This window comes from Photobacterium pectinilyticum (assembly GCF_024357955.1).
Taxonomy (GTDB): domain Bacteria; phylum Pseudomonadota; class Gammaproteobacteria; order Enterobacterales; family Vibrionaceae; genus Photobacterium; species Photobacterium pectinilyticum.
In genome coordinates this window covers 1-4,978 of the sequence record NZ_JANEYT010000143.1, presented here as the reverse complement: position 1 = coordinate 4,978, position 4,978 = coordinate 1, and the positions used below count along the sequence as shown (strand labels likewise).

Sequence of the window (4,978 nt, the reverse complement as noted above, 5' to 3'; positions counted from 1 at the left end):
CTGTTCGTCAGATGGTCAACTAACCCCAGAAAGGCCCTTGGAGCTGAGCCGTCCCGAGGATGAATTGATCAACAACGCCTGACGAAGGTGGTTTCAGTCTTGACAACTATCCCAATATATTATGTTGGTTGGGTTCTATAGCATCGATGGATGGCTGCGTGGGTATGCCTTAAACACGCGCGTAACAAGGCTATGTCATTAATCAGTTGCCGGTGCGAAAATCACATTCTAAATTAATGTTCGATATGAGAAGAGAAAGTTTGATATCACGTGAAAAATCACTATATTTTCGATTTGTGGCATCTGGATATGCACTGCTTGCATTTTTTCAATTCTTGATGGCAAATTTGGCGGGTAATTTTTATGGTGATGAGTTCCAGACAACCGACTATATTGATGAACTCTATTACTTTGCTACATTGCTTGTGATTATCGCAGCTTATATTATCGAATTAGGGTATAAAATATCATTCATTCTAACAATATCATGTAGTTTAATCGCTTTTTTGTATGCAGACGCACTAGCTCTCTTTACGACCTTATTATTTCTTACATTGATATATTTCTTAGCGAAAATTAGTAAGTTCAGGCTCTCACCTTGAGGAGCCTATTGGCTTCTCATGTGCAAGCTGTATTGGCAATCATATAGCGGTGGCAGGTACTGCTCCTATAGATAATGGTAAAACTGTATTCGTAGGAAGTGTCTACGAACTAACAATCACCTCCTTGGTGAGTCAGCAACGAAGTGGGTGCATTGATTGCCACCCGAAAGGCGAATTTACTGGTTTATTGTTCTACTTTCTCATAGGTTTGCTGCATTTCTTCCGGTGCAATACCGTAACCGCCATCGGTCAGGTATCCTTCTCTGTAAACTTTCATCCCTGCGTCGTTCCAATCCACTTCAATAACGGCGGTTTCACCATCAAAGCTACCGAGTAGGCTCAAGATATCGTCAGTAATAGGGATCGCCTTAATACTTTTGACCCGCTTAAAGGGCATAAAGGTATCGAACATAGGCAGTTCACCATACGTAGTCATCCACACTTCTGTCGGCACTAGCCACTCATTATAAACCGCACCAACAACAGGTGATGGATTACGGGCAATAACGACCTCATTAGTTACCGTATTCTCTGTTTCCAATACGGGCTTTCCATCATCGTCGGAAACGTAAGTCGGGAATGCTTTTCCCATTTCAACTTTATGCGGTAGGCGCCCTAAGGTAACGGCTTTCTTACGGTATTCAACTGCATCTTCAAATTGCACCATGATTTCAGGTACTGCCTGAAAGGCAACTGGAGCCGGCAAAGTCGACGAAAGTACAGGCCAGGATGACAATAAAGCGAAAGCGCATGAAGTAAGAGAAAGCTTTCTCATTTTTAATCTCAACGGTAATCTTAACGGGGATATAGTAATGCTTCTCAGGCCTTCATGCCATGCATTAACAACACAATATTCACAATTGGCCATAACGGTTGTGTAGATCTCTCCATATAGCGAACTTCATGATTTTCATCAAATAAGAATACACACATGATTGCAATGCTCGCTCATTCATTAGATGATGGAGCTGCCTGTCCAATCCTATGAAAGCATATGGAGGTGGTTATGGAAAAGAATGCTTCTTGGCTAAAATGGCTAATGCATGCAATGACACTTGGGCCTTTAGCACACCTCGCCATTGGCTTACCGGTCTATTTCATCTTATTTTCTGGCTCAATCGTTTACGCTGTCGGTCTTTGCTTATTCACTGTTGCAAGCCTGTTGCCGTTTGAATTTATTCACTCTCTGGCACTCACCTATACTGTTTCAGGAAAGCTGCTAGTCGGTTTTACCCTATACCATGGTTGGCCAGTGCCATTAATGAGTTTGATCCCTGCATTGTATCTCGCTGTCCTGCTGTTTTTACGCTTTAAGCTAAGGGATACCAATTTCAGGCAATGGTCCACCTATCTGGTCGAAAATGTCTGGCGTTCAATTTTTCTTTCACTCATCGTAATGTTCATCGGCCTAGCCGCTGGCCTTTCCCTCCACCTCAGTGCATATTTATCAGGACTTTCGGCAACCGGTTATCTGTTCTACCGCATTTGCCATTTCTATGTCCCGCTATGGAGCCAAGTGATCCGACGGTATCAAAGCAAGGCAACACCATAATTCCTGACTAAATCAGATAATCTGAACTGCATTTTCTTCAACTATGCTTTAATAGGGAATGCGCTAATGACTTCAAGCCCCAATCAAATAATGACCCACCTCGCGTATTTGGGTTGGCACCTTTTGCATTTAGTCTTATCTGTATATGGGCTGATAAAACCCTGTTTGGGCTCAATGCGCACAAGGTATTTATTGCCTACAGTGCGGTCAACCTCAGCCGTAATGCCCTGTTGCTCAGTAGCCTCTTTGCCCTCACAAGTTAAAAGGGTTATAGGCAGGAAGCCCGTGCTTGCGGCAAGCGGATAATAAACCTTGCTCCGCCGCTGTCACTTTCACTTATCTGTAGCTCTCCCTGATGCAGCGCTACCACCTGGGCCACAATCGCCAAGCCTAAGCCATGACCACCAGACTGTCTGTCTCTCGACGTCCCAACCCGATAGAAAGGCTTCAATACATTTTCTCTTTCACCCGAAGGTATACCGCAGCCATCATCGTCCACCTGAATCGTCAATACACTGTCTTGGCAAAATGCTTTGACAACAATGCACTGTTCAGCATACCGAAAAGCATTGCGGATAATATTAGATACCGCACGCTCTAAGTGATGGGCATCAACATCAAAGACACAATGTTTGGGGCAATCCAAGATCAGTTGCTTAACGGTGTCCTTTTGGCAATGAACAAGCGTATGTTGTAATACTTCGGACACATCCCGTTGTTGCAATTGTAATGTCACGCCAGAGCGTTCCATCTTGGCAAAATACAGCAGCTCTTCAATCAGAGATTCAAGTTCATCGACATCTTCATAAAGCCCAGCAAGTGTGTTTTTTTGTCCTGTATCCAGTGCGGACTCTTCCAATAAATCAAGTTGACATTGCATCCTGAAAAGTGGTGTTCTGAGCTCATGGGCAATTGCATTGGTCAGGTGTTTGTGACTCTGGATCAACTCGGAAATCTTATCCGCCATCTGGTTAAAACGGGCATTGAGACGGCCAACACGGTCTCCCGCTTTTTCAGAGGCCCTGACTTTGAAGTCACCATCAGAAAAAGCCATTGTGGCTTTTTCCAACTTCCTAAACCGGCTGGACAAGATCTTCAGCATAATGGCACTGTAAAGCGCAAACGTGGCGAAAAAAGACACCCATAGCAATTTGACCTCCAGATCCAACATCTGCCATAGATCTTGCTCAGTATCAGGCTGAAGAAAATACACCTTTTTCTGATCGCCGTATACAACCCAATATTGGTTTTCATCTTCAAACAAAGCGCCGCGCCGGCTGAGCTTATCGTGTTCGGCCTGTGTGAAACCAAGCAGATCCCAGCTATAAGGCTGATAGGTTAAATGACTTTGTTCGGCATAGCCTGCCAGGAGCTTATCGGCTTGTTCTTGGCCTCGCTGCGCAGCAACATCATTCAAAATCTGCATAACACTAGAAACATGACTTATTTCCAGCTCTGCTTCGTAGTTTGTCGTTAGCTCCTGGGTCACAAAAGAAAAGACCAAAATACAAAGGAAGAACAAACCACATAGGCCAATAAAAAACTCTAAATAAAGACGCTTCATGGACTCGGCCTACCAGCGATCAGGCACAAACAAGTACCCTTTGCCGCGTACTGTAATAATCTTCCTTGGTAGAGACGGATTGTCGCCCAGCTTTTTGCGCAGAGTAACAATTTTATTATCGATGGTGCGATCTAAGCCATCATATTTGATTCCACGCGTTTCCATGACCAAAAACTCACGCGTCAGTACTTCGTCGGGGTGGCTTGCAAGCAACCACAGTAAGTTGAATTCACTGTCTGTCAGGCATACGGTTTCACCATCCATTTCGCAATTACGGCTGCGATGATTGATTGATAGTTTACCGTAACGCTGCTCTTGTTCATCGGACGCCGTCTGTTGGTTTTGGCTCTGCTCATCAGTCCCCAACGTTCCGCCATTTATCTGGCGACGCAGCAACATTCGAATCCTTGCCAGCAGTACACGTGGCTTGATTGGCTTATTAACGAAATCATCGCCCCCCACTTCCAGCCCGGCGACATGGTCAATATCATCATCGCTGGCGGTCAGGATCATAATTTTACTCTGTATCTTGCCACGGATCTTACGGCAGATACTCAACCCATCCATGCCTGGCAGCATGAGATCCAATACCACGAGATCGGGTTGGTGGCTGATAATCACATCGGGAGCTTGAAGCCCATCATGCACTGTGATCACTTCAAACTGCTGTTGCCGAAGGTAATTTGCCAGAAGCTCACACAACTTTTCATCATCTTCAACCAACACGATTTTTAACATGTAACCAACCCACACCAAATAAAACAACGTTCAAAAAAGGAGGATACACAATATTAGAACCCATTTCGATAGCTTATAGGATCAAAATTTAACATTCATGCCTGATGTGGTGTAAAGGAGATCGACCGACCAACTGCAATAATACTTGGTTCTTAGCAGCATAGTAATGCTTCAATACGGCCAATCGGTAATAACAACGGCCAATGTGGCACATATTGTGGCTTTCGTTATAGGACACGACTAACAGCGAGCAATCATTACGTGTATACCAAAACCGTGTAACTGGCGGAGCGGAGCTTCATGACGTTCCACCAGCAGGAATCCACGCGCCTATCCCGCTGATTCGAAGTGAAAACCAATAGGGTGTTATCTAACAAATAACAGCTAGCTTCACGCCTTTCTCCTCTCTATACACAGCATTTCGTCGGGGGACACCTAATCCAAGGCTTATACCAATCTAAGTAAAAATATGATCTAATTGAGGTTACTCTTTCAGACAGTCACATCGCTATGGATAGCCTC

Annotated in this window: 4 protein-coding genes; 1 reads left to right on the top strand and 3 read right to left on the bottom strand. The window is 44.5% G+C overall.

What is annotated here, in order from left to right; genetic code table 11:
• Positions 1-786: 786 nt before the first annotated feature.
• Positions 787-1,377, bottom strand: coding sequence for a hypothetical protein (locus tag NHN17_RS25355; protein WP_255045446.1), 591 nt, complete (start codon positions 1,375-1,377; stop codon positions 787-789).
• A gap of 231 nt (positions 1,378-1,608) precedes the next feature.
• Here NHN17_RS25355 and NHN17_RS25350 point away from each other — a divergent pair, with 231 nt between their 5' ends.
• Positions 1,609-2,154, top strand: coding sequence for a hypothetical protein (locus NHN17_RS25350; protein ID WP_255045445.1), 546 nt, complete (start codon positions 1,609-1,611; stop codon positions 2,152-2,154).
• A gap of 268 nt (positions 2,155-2,422) precedes the next feature.
• Here the strand turns inward: NHN17_RS25350 and NHN17_RS25345 are convergent, their stop codons facing one another.
• Together NHN17_RS25345 and NHN17_RS25340 are read right to left on the bottom strand one after the other, a co-directional pair.
• Complete coding sequence (locus NHN17_RS25345; RefSeq protein WP_255045444.1) at positions 2,423-3,718, bottom strand: ATP-binding protein; 1,296 nt, start codon at positions 3,716-3,718, stop codon at positions 2,423-2,425.
• A gap of 9 nt (positions 3,719-3,727) precedes the next feature.
• Positions 3,728-4,456 (bottom strand): response regulator, encoded by a 729-nt coding sequence (locus tag NHN17_RS25340; RefSeq protein WP_255045443.1) that lies wholly within the window; start codon positions 4,454-4,456, stop codon positions 3,728-3,730.
• Between the last annotated feature and the right edge of the window lie 522 nt (positions 4,457-4,978).